This window comes from Rhizobium sp. Leaf262 (assembly GCF_001422245.1).
Classification (GTDB): Bacteria; Pseudomonadota; Alphaproteobacteria; order Rhizobiales; family Rhizobiaceae; genus Agrobacterium.
In genome coordinates, this window is sequence record NZ_LMMM01000016.1 from 155,115 (window position 1) to 172,567 (window position 17,453).

Genomic DNA, 17,453 nt, shown 5'->3' on the forward strand with positions numbered 1-17,453 from the left:
TCGTGATCCCGCCGACTTTGCTGCGGATCTGCGAGGATTTTTCGTTTGGCCTTGATTCCAAATGAAATTTTTCCAGATTGATCGAAGGCTATGGGAATTCAGGGGTTACGAATTCATCACGAATGTTACAGTCTGTAACAGTTCGTGATATTGCCTTGGCCATTTTTTGCCATTTTTCGCTCGCTCTACACTCACCTCAATTCAATTCGCCTAAGTTTTATCGGCGCGGGGCCGAGTATCAGGGAAGCACAGTTTGACGAATATCCGACGCATCACTCTTGCGGCTGCAACTATAGCCGCCTGTTCCATCATCGCTCCACTTCAGGCAAATGCCGGTACCGGCTGCGGCGGCGCATCCTGGTATGCACTGACCTCCAAGACTGCTTCGGGCGAGCGTATGAATCCTTCCAACCTGACGGCGGCGCATCGCTCCTTGCGCTTCGGCACCAAGGTCAAGGTCACCAATGCACGCAACGGCAAGGCCGTCGTCGTTCGCATCAACGACCGTGGCCCGTTCATCAAGGGACGCGTTCTCGATCTTTCCAAGGCAGCCGCCAAGAACATCGGCATGGTCAGCTCCGGCACGGCCAAGGTCTGCTACGAAATCCTCGCTTCCAACTGACCGTTTCCCTGGAAGCCGTTTTTTAGGGAATTCTTGGTGAAGGCTTGCCCTCGCCACCATTCGCGTCTACCAACCCGGACACATTGTGAATGAGGTAGAAAATGCGTTTGGGCGGACGTTTGGCCGGGGCTATCGAAGTGTTGGCGGATATCGAGGCGCGCAGACGCCCCGTCGCCGACGCACTGAAGGACTGGGGACTGGCGCATCGTTTCGCTGGTTCCGGCGACAGGGCCGCCATCGGCAACATCGTTTACGATGCCCTGCGCATGAAACTTTCCCACGCATGGCTGATGGATGACGAAAGCGCGACCGCGCTGGGTTATGCCGTGATGCTGCGCCAATGGGGCAAATCCGCCGAACAGCTGAGCGCCGAATTCGATGGCGACAAGTTTGCGCCGGAGCCGCTGAGCGAGGCTGCACTTGCCGCCTTCACATCCCGCTCGCTCGACGACGCGCCCGCCTATGTGCAGGGCGACATTCCCGAATGGGTGCAGGCCTCCTTTGAGGCCACCTTCGGGGAAGACTGGCTACGCCAGGCCAAGGCGCTGAACGAGCGCCCGACGCTGGACCTGCGTGCCAACACGTTGAAGGCCAACCGCACCAAGGTTATCAAGGCCTTGGAAGATGCCAAGGCCGAGGCCACGCGCATTGCCCGTCAGGGTGTGCGGATCGCGGCTGGCGAAGGCCCGTCACGCCTGCCCAATGTCACTGCCGAACTGTCCTTCCAGAAGGGCTGGTTCGAGGTGCAGGACGAGGGATCGCAGATCGTCGCCGATCTGGCTGGCGCACAGGAAGCCGAACAAATCCTCGATTATTGTGCAGGTGGCGGCGGCAAGACGCTGGCCATGGCTGCGACCATGAACAACAAGGGACAGGTGCATGCCTTCGACGCCGACCGCAAGCGGCTGGCACCGATCATCGAGCGGCTGAAGCGGGCGGGCACACGCAATGTGCAGGTGCATGACCGCGCCGAAGGGCTGGAGCGTTATGCGGGCAAATTCGACCGCGTGCTGGTCGACGCACCCTGCACCGGCACCGGCACGTGGAGACGTCGCCCGGACACAAAATGGCGGTTGACGCAGCGCAATCTGGAAGAGCGCGTTGAACAGCAGGCACAGGCGTTGGATCAGGCCAAAGCCTTCGTGCGTCCCGGCGGCGAGTTGCTCTACGTGACGTGCTCCGTTCTGCCGGAAGAAAACGAACGTCAGGTGCGCCGTTTCTGCGCCGACAACCCGGAATTTTCCATTCGGTCCGCACTGGATCGCTGGACGGGTATCTTCGGTGCCGATGCCGTGAAGCCGCATTCTGCCGACGGCGAAACGATAACGCTGACGCCTGCCACGACCGATACGGACGGCTTCTTTTTCTGCGCCATGAAGCGGGATGCCTGAGCGTTTTACAGCCAACAGGACTGCTGTATTTGAGGGATGTCAAAATCCGGCAGTCTGCTTGGAAAGCTTCTAAACTAGAATGTTTGACACAAGTTTGTGATTGGTTCAGAACTCGCCTTCACGGCCTCGTTACGAGAGAGCCCAAGGAGAGATCATGTTCCGCAAAACCGTTTTAGGCGCAAGTCTTGCGCTTCTGGCCACATCCGTGACCCTCACCGCACTTCCCGTCCGCGCTGCGACCGATCCGGCAGCCGTGGTCAAGCATTATGCGGAACTGGGCCATGCGAAATATCAGGATGCGCTGACGACAGCGGAAACACTGGATAAAGCCATCGACGCGCTGATCGCGACCCCCAGCGACGCCACGCTGAAGGCTGCGCGCGAAGCCTGGATCAAGGCCCGCGTTCCCTACCAGCAGACGGAAGTCTACCGCTTCGGCAACCCCATCGTCGATGAGTGGGAAGGCAAGGTCAATGCCTGGCCGCTAGATGAAGGCCTGATCGACTATGTCGATGGCTCCTACGGCACGGAAAGCGACGAGAACGAGCTTTACACAGCCAACATCATCGCCAACAAAAAGATCAAGGTTGGTGGTGAAGAGGTGGATGCCTCGAAGATCACGCCGGAACTGATCCAGAGCCTTGCGGAAGCGGGCGAAGTGGAAGCCAATGTGACCACCGGTTACCACGCCATTGAGTTTCTGCTGTGGGGCCAGGATCTGAATGGCACCGGACCGGGTGCGGGCAACCGTCCTTACACCGACTATGACACCAAGAATTGCACCGGCGGCAATTGCGACCGCCGCGCCGATTACCTTAAGGCGGCATCGACGCTTCTGGTGGCCGACCTCAAGGAAATGACCGACAACTGGGCACCGGATGGCGAAGCGACAAAGACCGTGGAAGCCGACCCGAAGAAGGGTCTGACTGCCATTCTGACCGGCATGGGCTCTCTGTCCTACGGTGAATTGGCAGGCGAGCGCATGAAGCTCGGCCTTCTGCTGCATGATCCCGAAGAAGAACATGATTGCTTCTCCGACAACACCTACAACTCGCACCTCAACGACGCCATCGGCATCGCCGCTGCCTATAGCGGTGAGTACACGACGTTAGACGGCAAGAAGCTGACCGGCCCTTCGCTTTCCGAACTGGTCGCCGCCAGCGACAAGACGCTGGATGCGGAAATGAAGGCCAAGCTGAACAAGACGCTGGACGCCATGCATGCCATGGAAAAACGCGGCCAGACCGTCGAGGCTTACGACCAGATGATTGCCGAAGGCAACAAGGACGGCAATGCCGTTGTGCAGACGGCGATTGACGGGCTGCTGGATCAGACCAAGACGATTGAACGCGTGATTGCGGCGCTCGATCTGGGCAAGATTCAGCTGGAGGGTTCCGACAGCCTGGACAGCCCGAACGCGGTGTTCAAGTAAGGCCTTTTTTGCAGGCCGCGTGGGTGACATGCGGCCTGTCTACTGCTTTGCGACGAATGCGGTTTACTTCCATCATTCAGGCCACGAACTGCGTGGCAGTGGCGCGACCGTTCCCCTAAACCCGATGTGTAAGGTTTCATGAGACATTTGCGGCAGCTACGCCTTTTCTGTCTTCTGTTTATATTGGCAGCTGGCAGTATTGCCATAACCCACGACAGTGCTCTTGGCTCACCCCCCTCTGTCCTGCCAGACATCTCCCCCACAGGTGGGGAGATCGGCCAGCCTCACGCTCTCCGCTTCATACGCGACGTTGAAGATGTGCGAGAGGTCGCCGCTTGTCGATCTCCCCACCTGTGGGGGAGATGTCCGGCAGGACAGAGGGGGGTAAGCCAAGCGCACCATGGTGTATTGGGCGGCACCGAAGCCGAAACCACCACCCGCAACGATCTCTCCACCGCAGACCTTGCGCGCGTAACCCGGATCACGCGCCCCACAGCGGATTTCTCGAAAGCGGAGCCCTTCGAGGCCATGTCTGCCGGGGCGGCAACGACGACGGCCACAAGCGATCCCTTCTCGCAACCATCCGCCAATATGAGCTTCGAGCGCGGCCAGGATTTCAAGCTGGGCAATGCGCTGTTTCAGAAATTGTGGGTGTCGTCGCCGTCATCCACGCAGGCGTCCGACGGGCTGGGGCCGCTCTATAATGCGCGGTCTTGCCAGACCTGCCACATCAAGGATGGGCGCGGGCGACCGCCGGAGGGGAATGAAGATGCGGTGTCGATGTTTCTGCGTCTTGCCCGGCCTGCCCGCACGCCGGAGGAAGCGAAGGCCATCGGTGACCATGATGTGCTGAACTTCCCCGATGCGACCTATGGCAGGCAGCTTCAGAACCTTGCCGTCCCCGGCCTCAATCCTGAGGGCAGGCTTGCCGTTTCCTATGAGGAGCAGACGGTGACGCTTGGTGATGGCGAGACCGTGTCGCTGCGCAAGCCAAGCTATAGCATCGAAGGGCTGAATGACGGGCCGCTGGAACGTGACACGACGCTGTCTGCCCGCATCGCCCAGCCGACGCTGGGGTTGGGCTTGATCGAGGCCATTGCGGAAGAGGATATTCTGGCCAATGCCAGGCCTCACGGTGGCAGACCGGCATGGGTGCGGGACCACCGCAATGGCGCGCTGAAGCTGGGCCGTTTCGGCTGGAAGGCGCAGAATGCCAGTGTGCGGGATCAGGCTGCGAGTGCCCTGTCTCACGATATCGGCATATCCTCACCGGATGCGCCCAACGCCTTTGGCGACTGCACGGACAAGGAAACTGACTGTCTTTCCATGCCGACCGGTGTGCAGAAGCGGCTGGGCGATGTGGAAGCGCCTTCGCCTGTTGTCGATCTCATGACCTTCTACACCGAAAATCTGGCCGTGCCGGCGCGGCGCAATGTCGATGACCCCCATGTTCTGCGCGGCAAGCAGCAGTTCTACGAGGCGGGATGCGCATCCTGTCACATGCCGAAATTCGTGACGAAACGCGATACCAACGACCCGCTGCATTCCTTCCAGCTGATCTGGCCCTATTCCGATTTTCTGCTACACGACATGGGCGAAGGCCTAGCGGATGGGCAGCAGGTGGGCGAGGCTGGCGGGCGTGACTGGCGCACCCAGCCGCTCTGGGGCATCGGGCTGACGCAAGCGGTCAACGGTAATGGCTTTTACCTGCATGACGGACGGGCGCGCAGCCTGACCGAAGCAATCCTGTGGCATGGCGGCGAGGCGCAAAAGGCGCGCGATGCTTTTGCCGCCTTGCAAAAGTCCGACCGGCAGGCTTTGCTGACATTTCTGGAGTCTCTGTGATGGAAAACGCGATGCGAAAATTTCATGCCCTTCTGCCGCTCGCCTTTCTGATGAGCTTCGGCACCGCGCTGGCGCAGGATGTCGAACTGATGCCACCACCGCCGCTCGACCCGGTGAAGGTGCGCAGCGTGATGGCAAAGGCCGTGGATGGCTTCATCCGCCCCGGCTATGATGGCTTTCGCGATAGTGCCAGGGCGCTTGAGCGCAAGATGCAGGCGCTGTGTGCCGCCCCTTCCGCTGACACGATGGCGGCGGCGAAGGCAGGCTTTGCAGATGCGACCCACGCATGGTCGGGTATCGAAATCGTCCGCGTCGGTCCTGTCATCGAGCAGAACCGGTTCGAGCGGGTGCTGTATTATCCCGACAAAAAGGGTCTTGGTCTCAAGCAGGTGCAGCGTTACCTCTCGGAAAAAGACGAGAGCGTAGCGACACCACAGGGTCTGCGAGCGAAGAGTGTCGCCGCGCAGGGCTTTGGGGCGCTGGAATATGTGCTGTACGGCACCGGTGCGGACGAGATTATGACCGACAAGAACGGTTTCCGTTGCCGCTATGGCGCGGCCATTGCAGGCAATGTCGCCAATATCGGCCAAGAGCTTTCCGATCTCTGGGACGCGCCGGATGGTACCGCAAAGAACTGGAAGGAACCGGGTCCTGATAATCCGGTGTTCCGTGACGAGCGCGAGGCTCTTGTGGCGCTGCTGGGCATCTTGGTGCACGGCTCCGAAGCCATTCGCGACCAACGCATCGAGACCTTCTACAAGGGCCCGGACAACGTGAAGTTTCCGCGCACCGCGATCTACTGGCGCTCCGGCCTGACATGGAAAAGCATTGGCGACAATGTGGCTGCCGTGCAGGGCCTGTTGCACAAGGCTGGCATGAGCGATCTTCTGCCGCCCGACCAGCGCTCCATCATCGGCTCCATCGATTTCATTGCCAAATCCATGGTCCGCGTAGCGGGCACCATCGAGCCTGACGTCGAAAAGGCGCTTGATGATGACAAGGAGCGGGCCAAGGTGGATTATCTGCTGCTGAACGGCAAGGATTTGATCTACCGCATCAACGACCAGTATGGCGGGGCCATTGGCCTCAGCTCCGGTTTTTCCTTTTCGGATGGAGATTGAGCGGTGGCGCGCGACAAACGGCTGCTGATCGATCGGCGCGCCTTTATCAAGGCCGCGGGATTGCCGTTTCTGGCGTCGCTTGCGCCTCGGTCTCTTTATGCGTTGGAGCGCACGGACGCGGTTTTCGCTTCAGCCTTCCGCGACCGTGATGGCGCATACGGCGTGGCGACGGTGAGCGAGGCAGGCGAGATCATCGACCGGCTGGTTCTGCCTGCCCGCGCCCATGGCATGGCGACTAGCCGTGCCACCGGGGTAACTGTCGCTTTTGCACGCAGGCCCGGCACCTTCTTCATGGCCTTCGACCCGGCGAAACGCCGCGAACCCATCGTCATGCACACGCCGGAGAACCGGCATTTCTACGGCCATGGGCAGTTTTCACCTGATGGATCGATCCTTTACGCCAGCGAAAACGACTTCGACCGCAATCGCGGTGTGATCGGCCTCTACGATGCCCGTGATGGCTTCAGGCGCATTGGCGAATATGATGCACGCGGCATCGGCACCCACGACATGACGGTCAGCGATGACGGTCGGATGATCATCATTGCCAATGGTGGCATCGAGACCCACCCGGACTTTGGCCGCACCAAGCTCAACATCGACGCGATGGAGCCATCGCTGGTGCTGCTGGATGCGGCGACGGGACGGCTGATCCAGCGGCATGGGCTTGCGAAAAATTTGCGCCAGCTTTCGACCCGGCACGTCGATCTGGGCCGCGACGGGCGCATCTGGTTTGCCTGCCAGTATGAGGGACCACGCAACGACCTGCCGCCCTTGGTGGGGCATTTCTCCAAGGGCGACGATCTGCGTTTCATCGATCTGCCGGAGGAAACCACCGCAAGGCTGGCCAATTATGTCGGGGCTATCGCCATCAACCGGCGCGATGGCGTGGTGGGGCTGACATCGCCCAATGGCAACGCCAGCGTGACGCTAGACGAGAAAACTGGCAGAGTCGTTGGCGAAACTACGCTTCGCGAAGCGGCGGGTGTTGCCGCTGCCGCAAAAGGCATCGTTACCTCGTCTTATGACGGGCAATTCGGGGCGAAAACCAGTGCTGTGGCGTGGGACCAGCACATCGTCAGGCTTGCCGGCTAAATTATTGAAATAGCGCTGGAACCAAAGCATCTTCTGCGCCTTTCATGTCACATGAAAAAAGCGCTGGTTTATCTCGTTTTCATCCTCGCCGTCGTTACCATCGGCGCCCTCATCGGCATGAACAATGTGCCGGGCGAATGGTATCAATCGCTCAACAAACCGTTCTTCAACCCGCCCAACTGGATTTTCGGGCCGGTCTGGACCGCACTCTACATCATGATCGCCATTGCCGGTGCGCGCACATGGCTGCAGAGCCGCATGGGCGGGCGCATGCAGCTTTGGGGCAGCCAGATGCTGCTGAACTTCATGTGGTCGCCGATCTTTTTCACCATGGAAAGCCCCGTCGGCGCGCTCATTCTCATCGTGCCAATGCTGATCTGCGTCATCGCCTTTATCATCATGACATCGACGCGCGACCGGATCTCGATGTGGCTTTTCGTACCCTATGCGGCGTGGGTGTCCTTCGCCACGCTGCTGAATGCCAGCATCGTTTATCTGAATTAGCACACGTCCTCCCCTTGCCATGTCGTGATCAACGCGCCATGTCTTGTCAAAGAACAGGAAAGGCAGGGGAATGGATTTCACCGATCCCGGCGATTTTCGCCAGCGGATAGAAAAGAGCTTCGCACGCCAGGGCGTCGTTCAGGCCATCAACGCCGAGATTTCGCGCATCGAGCACCGGCTGGTGGAAATCGAGCTGCCGTTTCATCCCAAGTTGACGCAACAGCACGGTATTCTCCACGCAGGCGTCATTGCCGCAGCCCTCGATACCGCCTGCACCTATGCCGCCTATACGATCATCGAGCCGGACGCTTCGCTGCTGACCATCGAGTTCAAGGTCAACCTGATGTCGCCGGGGCGCGGAGAGCGGTTTCTGTTTCGCGGAGAAATCACCAAGCCGGGCAGCAACATCATCGTGGCAGATGGCCGGGCCTATGCGCTGTCCGATGGACCAGCCAAGCTGATTGCCTCCATGACCGGTACGATGATGGTGATGAAGGGCCGCGAAGGTTTTGACGAATGAGCTATGAGATCGTGGATGTGGCGGGCAAGCGCCTGCTGTTCGTTATGGCAGCAGATGCCGAATATGGCCCGCACCTGAAGGCGCGTTTCAAGCCGCTGATGACAGGTGTCGGCCCGGTGGAGGCAGCGGTATCGCTGACGATGACTCTGAGCGAGCTGCAAGCCGCCGGTCACCTGCCCCATCTCGTCGTATCGCTTGGTTCTGCCGGGTCTCGTGTGCTGGAGCAGGCGGAGGTCTATCAGGCCACCTCTGTCTCCTACCGCGATATGGATGCGTCCGCCTTCGGTTTTCAGAAGGGCTGCACACCGTTTCTCGATCTGCCCGCAGAGATTCCACTGCCGCTGCGCATTCCCGGCGTGGCTGAGGCGCGGCTCTCTACCGGTGCCAATGTCGTCTCCGGTGCTGCCTATGACGGGGTGGATGCTGAGATGGTGGAGATGGAGACATTCGCTATTTTGCGCGCCTGTCAGCGGTTCGATGTGGCGCTGATCGGTCTGCGCGGAATCTCCGATGGCAAGGCGGATGTGCATCATATCGATGACTGGACGGAGTATCTGCATGTGATCGATGAGAAGCTGGCCGACGCTGTGGACAGGCTGTGCAGCGCAATAGAAGATGGCAGCATTTCGCTCTAAAACTCTTGCGTAGCCGCTTATTTTCTGGCTTTTCAGGCCATGTCACGGGTTGCCTAAAGCCCCGGATTTCTTTAAAGGCTCGCCATGACCCATATAGCCCATCCCGACAGCATCCTCATCATCGATTTCGGCAGCCAGGTGACGCAGCTTATTGCGCGCCGTGTTCGCGAAGCCGGAGTCTATTGCGAAATCCACCCGTTCCAGAACGCCGCAGAGGCATTCGAGAAGCTGGCGCCAAAAGGCGTGATCTTCTCCGGCGGCCCAGCATCGGTGACCGCAGAGGGAAGCCCGCGCGCACCGCAGGCGGTGTTCGATGCAGGCATTCCGATCCTCGGCATCTGCTACGGCCAGCAGACGCTGTGCACGCAGCTGGGTGGTGCTGTTGAGGGTGGCCATGCGGCGGAATTCGGTCGCGCCGATATCGAGATCAAGAAGGCAAGCCCGCTATTCGACGGTTTCTGGGAACTGGGCGGACGTTACCCGGTGTGGATGAGCCATGGCGACCGCGTGACGAAGCTGCCCGCAGGCTTCGAAGTGGCCGCGACCTCTGAAAACGCGCCCTTTGCCATCGCCGTCAATGAAGAGCGCCGCTATTACACCACGATGTTCCACCCGGAGGTCATGCACACGCCTGATGGTGCAAAACTTCTGTCCAACTTCGTGCACAAGATCGTCGGCCTGAAATCCGACTGGACCATGGCTGCCTACCGCGCCGAAATGATCCGCAAAATCCGCGAGCAGGTTGGCACCGGGCGCGTCATCTGCGGCCTGTCCGGTGGAGTCGATTCCTCGGTTGCTGCTGTCCTGATCCATGAAGCCATCGGCGACCAGCTGACCTGCATCTATGTCGACCACGGCATGATGCGTCTGGCCGAGAGCCAGCAGGTCGTCAGCATGTTCCGCGACCACTACAACATTCCGCTGGTGCATGTGGATGCGTCCGATCTGTTCCTCGGCGAACTCGACGGTGTTTCCGACCCCGAAACCAAGCGCAAGACCATCGGCCGTCTATTCATCGAGACGTTCGAGGCCGAAGCCGCCAAGATCGCCTCCGACGGCAGGGGCGCACCGGCTTTCCTCGCACAGGGTACGCTGTACCCTGACGTCATCGAAAGCGTGTCCTTCTCCGGTGGTCCTTCGGTCACCATCAAGAGCCACCACAATGTCGGCGGTCTTCCAGAGCGCATGAACATGAAGCTGGTAGAGCCGCTGCGTGAGTTGTTCAAGGACGAAGTCCGGGCGCTGGGCCGCGAACTCGGCCTACCCGAGAGCTTCATCGGCCGCCACCCCTTCCCGGGCCCGGGTCTCGCGATCCGATGCCCCGGCGTCGTCACGCGCGAAAAGCTCGACATTCTGCGCAAGGCTGACGCCATCTATCTGGATGAAATCCGCAAGGCCGGTCTCTACGACACCATCTGGCAGGCCTTCGCCGTTCTGCTGCCGGTGCAGACCGTTGGCGTCATGGGCGATTACCGCACCTACGACTTCGTCTGCGCGCTCCGCGCCGTAACTTCCGTGGACGGCATGACAGCGGATTTCTACCCCTACGACATGAACTTCCTGGGCCGTGCGGCAACCCGCATCATCAACGAAGTCAAGGGCATCAACCGCGTGGTGTATGACGTGACGAGCAAGCCACCGGGTACTATCGAATGGGAATAAGGCCGGTTTGATGGCGTGATTTGGCCGGGTTCCGTCTAAAGACAGAGCCCGGCTTTTGTTTGGGCGTTGAAATGATGCCCACACAGGCTACACTATCGGCGGTCCTGATTTTCATTTGGGGAAAATGGTGTCAGAGAATAAAAACATTATCGAAACGACGTCTTTAACGGGACGGGTTCCCGCTCACGAAGCGCCGATGGCGTTCCCGCTCACAAAACCGCAAGAGGTCTTTGGGATGCTAGCGTTCAATGGAATGGCAAAAACGTTGGATGATATGGATCAGGCTGTTCTGGCGGAAGCAAGCCGAAGCCACAAGGACGTTTGACCCGTAGATCATGTCACAAAGGCAGCAGAGGCCGCCTGTCATCGATATATTGCGAAGCGTCATTGCTGCAAAATACTGCAGCTCGTAAAACACAGGCGCATCCCGCCTCATGCCAAGGCGAGGCCATCATGCCTCGCCAGCGTCAGTTCAAGATTAGAGCTGAACCTTGTCGAAAGCCTTGCGGTCGATGCCGAGCGCGTCGAGGTCTGCGCCAGCTGGCTTGCGGTGGGAACGGACAGCTGCGGAAACTGCAAGAGCCGCACCGAAAACGGCAAAGGTTTCGCCAAAGAATTTACGGGATGTCTTAGCAACGTTACGCATGTGGGTTTCTCCTTCGTGTTGCCCAGAATATGAGCATTCGGAGACTTTTGCACAACTCATGATATAGCAGACAAGCCATGCAGCTTAGCTCGAACTCGTTTGGATGACAGCCCATGCAACTTTGCATAGCTCATTGGATGTTGAACGCGGCCGCTATTTTGCTATTCATTGGGAAGGGCATGAAAAGGCTGATGATATGACGATTACGATTTACGGCATCAAGAACTGCGACACGATGAAGAAGGTGCGCAGCTGGCTGGACGCTGAAGGTATCGATTATGCGTTTCATGACTATAAAAGCGCCGGGATCGATGCGGCCCATCTCAATGCCTGGTGCGATGCTGCCGGTTGGGAAACGGTGCTGAACCGCGCTGGCACCACCTTCAAGAAGCTGGACGAGACCGAAAAGGCTGACCTCAACCGCGAAAAGGCGATTGGGCTGATGTCGGCGCAGCCTTCCATGATCAAGCGGCCGGTTCTGGAGGCCAAGGGCAAGATCACGGTTGGCTTCAAGCCTGACACCTATGCAACGCTGTTCGGTTAGGGCAGCGCCATGTCGAAAACGACGCGTGCGACGCAGGTGCTGACCAAGGCTGGTATTTCCTTCACAACCGCGACCTATGACTACGATCCGAATGCCGAGCGCATCGGCCTTCAGGCGGCAGAGGCCATCGGGGCCGAGCCGCATCTGGTGCTGAAAACCTTGATGGCCGAGGTGGATGGCAAGGCGGTCTGCGTTGTCGTGCCATCCGACCATGAGGTCAGCATGAAGAAGCTGGCGGCGGCCTTTGGCGGCAAATCTGCGCAGATGATGAAGCCTGACAATGCCGAGCGGGCAACCGGCTACCATGTCGGCGGCATCAGCCCTTTTGGTCAGAAAAAGCAGATGCCGACGGCCATCGAGATCCAGGCCATGGGCCATGATCTCGTCTATATGAATGGCGGGCAGCGTGGGTTGCAGGTGCGCCTTTCGCCTCGGGATGCGTTGTCCGTTTTGAAAGCCATCGCTGCACCGCTGGTGAGCGAATAGCGAGAAAGCCGGTTGGCTTTCGCCGCGAATGGGCTATGTTTTGCGCCTCCTATTGAAGCATATGAAGGCGCATCATGACAGTTTCTCCCATCGATCCCGTCAAACTCGAAAAACTGGCCGAAGTTGCCATCAAGGTCGGGCTGCAATTGCAGAAGGATCAGGATCTAGTCATCACCGCGCCGCTGGCAGCTCTGCCGCTGGTGCGGTTTCTGACCAAGCATGCCTATATGGCGGGCAGCGGTCTGGTGACGACCTTCTATTCCGACGAAGAGACGACGCTGGCCCGTTACGCCCACGCCAGCGATGCCAATTTCGACAAGGCATCCAGTTGGCTCTATGAGGGCATGGCGAAGGCCTATGCCAATGGCGCGGCACGTCTCGCGATTTCCGGTGACAACCCGATGTTGCTGGCGGATGCAGATCCGGCCAAGGTGGCGCGCGCCAACAAGGCCAATTCCACGGCTTACAAGCCAGCGCTGGAGAAGATTTCCAATTTCGACATTAACTGGAACATCATCTCCTACCCCAACCCCTCCTGGGCCAAACAGGTGTTTCCCGGAATTCCCGAAGACGAGGCCGTAAAGAAGCTGGCGGATGCGATTTTCGCTGCATCCCGCGTCGATCTGGCCGATCCGGTGGCGGCGTGGGCGCAGCACAATGCCAACCTCGCCAAGCGCTCCAAGTGGCTCAACGGCGAGCGTTTCGCCGCGCTGCATTTCACCGGCCCCGGCACGGATGTGACCATCGGCCTGGCCGACAGCCATGAATGGCATGGCGGCGCGTCCATGGCCAAGAATGGCGTGACCTGCAACCCGAACATTCCAACCGAAGAGGTCTTTACAACGCCGCATGCGCTGCGGGTGGATGGTTACGTCTCCAGCACCAAGCCGCTGTCGCATCAGGGCACGCTGATCGACAATATTCAGGTCAAGTTTGAGGCAGGTCGCATCGTGGAGGCCAAGGCTTCCAAGGGTGAGGCCGTGCTGAACAAGGTGCTGGATACGGATGAGGGCGCGCGGCGTCTGGGCGAAGTGGCGCTGGTGCCGCATTCCTCGCCCATCTCGGCCAGCGGCATTCTGTTTTATAACACGCTGTTCGATGAGAATGCCTCCTGCCACATTGCGTTGGGACAGTGCTATTCCAAGTGCTTCCTCGATGGTGCTTCGCTGAGCCAAGACCAGATCAAGGCACAGGGCGGCAATTCCAGTCTCATCCACATCGACTGGATGATCGGCTCCGACAAGGTGGATATCGACGGCGTCAGAGCCGATGGCTCGAAGGTACCTGTGATGCGCAAGGGCGAGTGGGCCTGATAGGCGCTATCGGGGTGCCTGGCTTTTCTGGCTGAGCCAGACGCTGAACAGCACCATGATGAAACCGGCAATCTGTGCCGGCGCGAGGTTTTGGCCGAGCGCCAGCCAGCCCAGAAGCGTGGCGGTGACGGGGCTTAGAAACCCGAGCGATGCCGCCACCGAAGGTTCTATGCGGGCCAGTCCGCGGAACCACAGGAGATAGGTGAAAGCCGCACCGATCAACCCGAGATAGGCCATGCCCAGCACGTTCTGGCTCGTGAGAGCAGGCAATGCTGGCTCCATAAACAGCGCCACCGGCACCAGCAGAAGCCCACCCGCCGTCAGTTGCCACGCCGTAAAGGTGAGGTTGGAAACCGGCGGCTGCCAGCGGCGGGTCAACACCGTTCCGAAAGCCATAGACACCGCACCAGCAAGGGCGGCGGCAATACCGACAGGATCAAGCGTGGCATGCGGTGTCAGCACCAGAAACGCCACGCCCGCCATGCCGATGAGGCCCGCGACGATGGTGAGTGCGCGAATATCTCTTCCCAGAAAAAGCCGCGACAGGGCAATAACGATCAATGGCTGCACCGCGCCCACGGTGGCAGCGACGCCGCCCGGCAAGCGATAAGCCGAAACGAACAGCATGGCCCAGAAGAAGGCGAAGTTCAGCGCGCCCAGAATGAAGGCACGGGCCCACCAGATGCCGAATGGCAACTTGCGCACCAGAAGCAGCAACAACAGACCAGCAGGCAGTGCCCGCAGCATGGCGACATGCATGGGGTAACCCAGCGGCAAAAACGATGTGGTGACGATGTAAGTGCTGCCCCAGATGGCCGGAGCAATGCCCGTCATGACGACGTCGGCGATATAACTTGGATTTTTCTTCATTTCAAGAATCTCTATATCAAGATAAATGCATGATACGCGCTTTTATCTTGACGTCAAGATACCTGATGTTATCTCTTTCCCATGAGTGAAAAACCCGCAGATGATCACGTCGATAGAATTCTGGCGCAATGGGCGAAGGCACGCCCCGACCTCGATGTCGAACCCATGGGCATCATGGGCCGCCTGCACAGGCTGTCCACTCATCTCGGGCGCGAGGTGGAGGCAGTCCTTCTGCAACACGGCCTGTCATCCTCCGCCTTTGATGTGCTTGCGACCTTACGCCGGGCGGGCAGGCCCTATCGCCTTTCCCCCGGCGAGCTGCTAGCCATGACAATGGTCAGCTCCGGAACCATGACCAACCGCATCGACCAGCTGGAAAAGGCGGGTCTTGTAGAGCGCATCAATAACCCGGAAGACCGGCGCAGTGTGCTGATTGCTCTGACGGATAAGGGTTTTGCTGTCGTGGATGAGGCGGTAACGGCGCATGTGGCGAACCAGCATCGGCTGATAGCAGCGGTGAGCGAGGATGACAGGCGGGAGTTCAACCGGTTGCTGAAGGTGTTTCTGGCGGATTTGGAGTGAGGGCTCCTCCGTCACCCAGCATTTGATACGAGGCAAAGACCTTCTTGCCACGCAGACAACTGGATTCCGGCTCAAGGCCGGAATGACGGAAGAGAGATGTTTTTAAAACAAACTGCCCTGATCGACCGGGCCGGACGTGGTCGATTTCACCGGCTTCTTCTTGGGTGCCGAGGGCGTCGGCTCGATCGGCTGAACATCCGCACCGCCAGCCACGGCAGAGACGCGGCCATCCGCAAACTCCATCGATACAACAGCACCCGAGGCAACGGCAGCGGCGCGGGTCAGCGGGCGGTTGTCCTCATCGCGGATAACGGCGTAGCCGCGGTTCAGCACGTTTTTGTAGGAGAGCGATTGCAGGATGCGGTCATGCGAAGCGAGGCCGGAGCGGTTTTGCGACATGCGGTGCAGAACGGCGGTATCGGTGCGGCGCGTGGCGCTGGCCACCCTCTCCTTCTGACGCTCCAACTGGCCGAGAAGCCGTGCGGGAAGAGAGCGCAGCGACGAGTCCGACGATGAGACACGCGATTGCGCTTGCAACAGGCGGCGCTCCACCAGACTTTCGGCGCGTTGCATGCGCTCCTGAATGCGCTGGCGTTGCTGCTTGAGGCCATGGGCCAGCACATCCGGGCGAAGGCCCGACGCGGTACGCTCGAAGCTGCGGCGCTTGTTGAGCGTGTTCAATTCCAGCCCGCGACCGAGGCCGCTGGCTGCCTCATCGAAACGGCGGCGTGGCAGGGCCAGCAGCTGATCGAGCGACGGAAGGGCGCGCACGAGTGCCCGCACGCCCTGGCGGCGGTTGTCCATCTGGCGGGACATGGAGCCGGAGAGACGGGCGGAAAGGCCCGCGAGCTGGGCTTCCAGATCGGCCCTAACAGGCACGGCCATTTCGGCGGCACCCGTGGGTGTGGGCGCGCGCACATCGGCGGCGTGGTCGATCAGCGTCGTATCGGTTTCGTGGCCGACGGCTGAGATCAGCGGTATCTGGCTTTCGGCAGCAGCGCGCACGACGATTTCATCGTTGAAGCTCCACAGGTCTTCCAGACTGCCGCCGCCGCGCGCGACGATTAGCACGTCGGGACGCGGAATGGCACCACCGACCTCAAGTGCATTGAAGCCTCTGATAGCGTTGGCCACCTCTTCGCCAGAACCTTCGCCCTGCACTTTGACCGGCCAGACAAGCACATGCACGGGGAAACGATCTGAAATGCGGTGCAGAATATCGCGGATGACGGCACCGGTTGGCGAGGTGACGACGCCGATGACCCTTGGCATATAGGGCAGACGGCGCTTGCGTGCCTGATCGAACAGACCCTCGGCGGCCAGCTTGCGGCGGCGCTCCTCGAGCAACGCCATCAGCGCACCGGCACCGGCTGGCTCGAGGCTTTCGATGACGATCTGATATTTGGAAGAGCCGGGGAAGGTGGTGATCTTGCCGGTGGCGATGACCTCCATGCCCTCTTCCGGGCGGAATTTCAGCTTGGAGAAACTGCCCTTCCAGATCACGGCATCGATGCGGGCCCGGTCGTCCTTCAGCGAAAAATATGCGTGGCCGGATGTGTGCTGGCCGCGATAACCCGAAATCTCACCGCGCACCCGCACTTGGTCGAAAGCGGTTTCGACCGTGCGTTTGATGGAGCCGGAAAGCTCCGAAACCGAAAATTCGGCGAGGTTGGTGAGTGGCTGGCTGAAAATATCGCTCATGCCTGTTTCTAACCCATGGCCCGCGATTCGCAAATCCGCTTGATGACACGCCTTTGACAATCTTCGGACGAATAAATTTCACAAAATTGCAACAATCTGCTAAGGTCCGTCGTTGAAAGTGCATGCCTGGAGGAGAAATAAGGGTTTTTGAGGATGACGATGCCTTTCCTCAGGCCCACTGGAGGAGGAGCGGCATCATGGTATTTATTCTCGGAATCTCACTTGGTTTTACCGCTCTTATGCTGCGATCCGCCATTGCTATGGCAGGCGTTGGCATTCTGATCGTGACCGCATTTCTGGGCGCAGCTCTCTTTTCCGCCCATGGCATCCAGTTCTTGCCGCTGGTGATTGCTGTTGCCGGTTACAATGCTGGATTGGCAGGCGGTTTTGTCGGGATGATGGCAATGCGCCGGTTAGGCACGGCCTGACCTCTGGGCGAACGTAGCGTTTGCGCTATAGTGCCGTTTCCCTGACGTGGAACGAG

The 17,453-nt window shown here is 59.5% G+C and carries 18 protein-coding genes; 15 read left to right on the plus strand and 3 right to left on the minus strand.

Translation table 11 applies throughout. The annotated features are described in order from the left end of the window. The first annotated feature begins 253 nt into the window (after window positions 1-253). From ASF29_RS14900 to guaA, 10 genes are all read left to right on the plus strand, one after another. Window positions 254-622 (plus strand): septal ring lytic transglycosylase RlpA family protein, encoded by a 369-nt coding sequence (locus ASF29_RS14900; RefSeq protein ID WP_062451446.1) that lies wholly within the window; start codon window positions 254-256, stop codon window positions 620-622. A gap of 101 nt (window positions 623-723) precedes the next feature. After that, entirely contained in the window at window positions 724-2,013 is a 1,290-nt protein-coding gene (locus ASF29_RS14905; protein ID WP_062451447.1) for an RsmB/NOP family class I SAM-dependent RNA methyltransferase, read from the plus strand. Between the two features lie 154 nt (window positions 2,014-2,167). Next, window positions 2,168-3,445 carry an imelysin family protein gene (locus ASF29_RS14910; protein WP_062451448.1) on the plus strand — a complete coding sequence of 426 codons (1,278 nt, stop codon included), beginning with the start codon at window positions 2,168-2,170 and terminating at the stop codon, window positions 3,443-3,445. A gap of 408 nt (window positions 3,446-3,853) precedes the next feature. After that, entirely contained in the window at window positions 3,854-5,290 is a 1,437-nt protein-coding gene (locus ASF29_RS14915; protein WP_062451449.1) for a di-heme oxidoredictase family protein, read from the plus strand. Next, window positions 5,290-6,411, plus strand: coding sequence for an imelysin family protein (locus ASF29_RS14920; RefSeq protein WP_062451450.1), 1,122 nt, complete (start codon window positions 5,290-5,292; stop codon window positions 6,409-6,411). Before ASF29_RS14915 ends, ASF29_RS14920 begins: the two co-directional genes overlap by 1 nt. A gap of 3 nt (window positions 6,412-6,414) precedes the next feature. Next, complete coding sequence (locus tag ASF29_RS14925; RefSeq protein ID WP_062451451.1) at window positions 6,415-7,506, plus strand: DUF1513 domain-containing protein; 1,092 nt, start codon at window positions 6,415-6,417, stop codon at window positions 7,504-7,506. Between the two features lie 51 nt (window positions 7,507-7,557). Continuing rightward, window positions 7,558-8,010, plus strand: a complete 453-nt coding sequence (locus ASF29_RS14930) for a TspO/MBR family protein (protein WP_062451452.1) — start codon at window positions 7,558-7,560, stop codon at window positions 8,008-8,010. 70 nt (window positions 8,011-8,080) lie between these two features. Then, window positions 8,081-8,530 carry a PaaI family thioesterase gene (locus ASF29_RS14935; RefSeq protein ID WP_062451453.1) on the plus strand — a complete coding sequence of 150 codons (450 nt, stop codon included), beginning with the start codon at window positions 8,081-8,083 and terminating at the stop codon, window positions 8,528-8,530. Further along, window positions 8,527-9,165: a 5'-methylthioadenosine/S-adenosylhomocysteine nucleosidase gene (locus ASF29_RS14940; RefSeq protein WP_062451454.1), complete on the plus strand. Its 639-nt coding sequence runs from the start codon at window positions 8,527-8,529 to the stop codon at window positions 9,163-9,165. The genes ASF29_RS14935 and ASF29_RS14940 overlap by 4 nt, the downstream gene beginning before the upstream one ends. An 84-nt stretch (window positions 9,166-9,249) precedes the next feature. Beyond that, the gene (guaA, locus tag ASF29_RS14945) at window positions 9,250-10,827 is read left to right on the plus strand and encodes a glutamine-hydrolyzing GMP synthase (RefSeq protein ID WP_062451455.1); all 1,578 of its coding nucleotides are present in this window, start codon (window positions 9,250-9,252) and stop codon (window positions 10,825-10,827) included. 478 nt (window positions 10,828-11,305) lie between these two features. On the opposite strand, the gene ASF29_RS24710 is transcribed toward guaA, so the two are convergent. Then, on the minus strand, window positions 11,306-11,473 hold the full coding sequence (locus ASF29_RS24710; RefSeq protein ID WP_164470680.1) for a hypothetical protein: 168 nt from the start codon (window positions 11,471-11,473) through the stop codon (window positions 11,306-11,308). 196 nt (window positions 11,474-11,669) lie between these two features. On the opposite strand from ASF29_RS24710, the gene ASF29_RS14955 reads away from it, so the two are divergent. From ASF29_RS14955 to ASF29_RS14965, 3 genes are all read left to right on the plus strand, one after another. Then, on the plus strand, window positions 11,670-12,017 hold the full coding sequence (locus ASF29_RS14955; RefSeq protein ID WP_062451683.1) for an ArsC family reductase: 348 nt from the start codon (window positions 11,670-11,672) through the stop codon (window positions 12,015-12,017). A 9-nt stretch (window positions 12,018-12,026) separates the two neighbouring features. After that, complete coding sequence (gene ybaK / locus ASF29_RS14960; RefSeq protein ID WP_062451457.1) at window positions 12,027-12,503, plus strand: Cys-tRNA(Pro) deacylase; 477 nt, start codon at window positions 12,027-12,029, stop codon at window positions 12,501-12,503. Window positions 12,504-12,577: 74 nt separating this feature from the next. Further along, complete coding sequence (locus ASF29_RS14965) at window positions 12,578-13,816, plus strand: aminopeptidase (RefSeq protein WP_062451458.1); 1,239 nt, start codon at window positions 12,578-12,580, stop codon at window positions 13,814-13,816. 6 nt (window positions 13,817-13,822) lie between these two features. On the opposite strand, the gene ASF29_RS14970 is transcribed toward ASF29_RS14965, so the two are convergent. Then, entirely contained in the window at window positions 13,823-14,686 is an 864-nt protein-coding gene (locus ASF29_RS14970) for an EamA family transporter (RefSeq protein WP_062451459.1), read from the minus strand. 81 nt (window positions 14,687-14,767) lie between these two features. Between ASF29_RS14970 and ASF29_RS14975 the strand changes: the two genes are divergently transcribed. Then, window positions 14,768-15,268, plus strand: a complete 501-nt coding sequence (locus ASF29_RS14975; protein ID WP_062451460.1) for a MarR family transcriptional regulator — start codon at window positions 14,768-14,770, stop codon at window positions 15,266-15,268. A 102-nt stretch (window positions 15,269-15,370) separates the two neighbouring features. On the opposite strand, the gene xseA is transcribed toward ASF29_RS14975, so the two are convergent. After that, window positions 15,371-16,969 (minus strand): exodeoxyribonuclease VII large subunit, encoded by a 1,599-nt coding sequence (gene xseA, locus ASF29_RS14980; RefSeq protein WP_062451461.1) that lies wholly within the window; start codon window positions 16,967-16,969, stop codon window positions 15,371-15,373. 197 nt (window positions 16,970-17,166) lie between these two features. Here xseA and ASF29_RS14985 point away from each other — a divergent pair, with 197 nt between their 5' ends. Beyond that, window positions 17,167-17,397, plus strand: coding sequence for a hypothetical protein (locus ASF29_RS14985; RefSeq protein WP_062451462.1), 231 nt, complete (start codon window positions 17,167-17,169; stop codon window positions 17,395-17,397). The last annotated feature ends 56 nt before the right edge of the window (window positions 17,398-17,453 follow it).

Coding starts and splice junctions, on each gene's coding strand:
- xseA (WP_062451461.1), bottom strand. CDS start 16,969: ATGAGCGATATTTTCAGCCAGCCACTCACCAACCTCGCCGAATTTTCG.
- ASF29_RS14930 (WP_062451452.1), top strand. CDS start 7,558: ATGAAAAAAGCGCTGGTTTATCTCGTTTTCATCCTCGCCGTCGTTACC.
- ASF29_RS14955 (WP_062451683.1), top strand. CDS start 11,670: ATGACGATTACGATTTACGGCATCAAGAACTGCGACACGATGAAGAAG.
- ASF29_RS24710 (WP_164470680.1), bottom strand. CDS start 11,473: ATGCGTAACGTTGCTAAGACATCCCGTAAATTCTTTGGCGAAACCTTT.
- ASF29_RS14910 (WP_062451448.1), top strand. CDS start 2,168: ATGTTCCGCAAAACCGTTTTAGGCGCAAGTCTTGCGCTTCTGGCCACA.
- ybaK (WP_062451457.1), top strand. CDS start 12,027: ATGTCGAAAACGACGCGTGCGACGCAGGTGCTGACCAAGGCTGGTATT.
- guaA (WP_062451455.1), top strand. CDS start 9,250: ATGACCCATATAGCCCATCCCGACAGCATCCTCATCATCGATTTCGGC.
- ASF29_RS14935 (WP_062451453.1), top strand. CDS start 8,081: ATGGATTTCACCGATCCCGGCGATTTTCGCCAGCGGATAGAAAAGAGC.
- ASF29_RS14940 (WP_062451454.1), top strand. CDS start 8,527: ATGAGCTATGAGATCGTGGATGTGGCGGGCAAGCGCCTGCTGTTCGTT.
- ASF29_RS14965 (WP_062451458.1), top strand. CDS start 12,578: ATGACAGTTTCTCCCATCGATCCCGTCAAACTCGAAAAACTGGCCGAA.
- ASF29_RS14920 (WP_062451450.1), top strand. CDS start 5,290: ATGGAAAACGCGATGCGAAAATTTCATGCCCTTCTGCCGCTCGCCTTT.
- ASF29_RS14985 (WP_062451462.1), top strand. CDS start 17,167: ATGGTATTTATTCTCGGAATCTCACTTGGTTTTACCGCTCTTATGCTG.
- ASF29_RS14905 (WP_062451447.1), top strand. CDS start 724: ATGCGTTTGGGCGGACGTTTGGCCGGGGCTATCGAAGTGTTGGCGGAT.
- ASF29_RS14970 (WP_062451459.1), bottom strand. CDS start 14,686: ATGAAGAAAAATCCAAGTTATATCGCCGACGTCGTCATGACGGGCATT.
- ASF29_RS14975 (WP_062451460.1), top strand. CDS start 14,768: ATGAGTGAAAAACCCGCAGATGATCACGTCGATAGAATTCTGGCGCAA.